Consider the following 332-nt stretch of genomic DNA (forward strand, 5'->3'; position numbering starts at 1 on the left):
CACGCCTGTAAAAAATGAAATCGCTGAAACGCTGATAAACGAACAGGAGCAGCACCTGGAGATGACGCTATGAAAACAAGACCTAAACTGATGATCTGCTCCCTGATATTTTTGACCGGCGGTTTTGTCAATCTCTTTTTCTCAACCGCCCTTCATGGGCTGCTGTCAAGGCAGATGACGGTATTGAAGCTGCTGCCCATCGGTGAATGTCTTACCAGCCTTTTTTCAAGCAAACAGCATTTTCTTCTTTATCTTTGCTTGCAGGGCTTCATGCTGATTCTGTCGGTGATGTACTTTCTCACCAACCTGCGGCCCTATCAGTCGGATTTAAT

At 45.8% G+C, this 332-nt stretch carries 1 pseudogene; it reads left to right on the forward strand.

Going from position 1 to position 332, the window contains the following annotated elements:
• Positions 1-69: 69 nt before the first annotated feature.
• Positions 70-332: pseudogene (locus DSOL_RS27750) on the forward strand (TRAG family protein); the annotation flags it as partial.

It is taken from the genome of Desulfosporosinus metallidurans (genome assembly GCF_001936615.1).
In the GTDB taxonomy this organism is placed as follows: domain Bacteria; phylum Bacillota; class Desulfitobacteriia; order Desulfitobacteriales; family Desulfitobacteriaceae; genus Desulfosporosinus; species Desulfosporosinus metallidurans.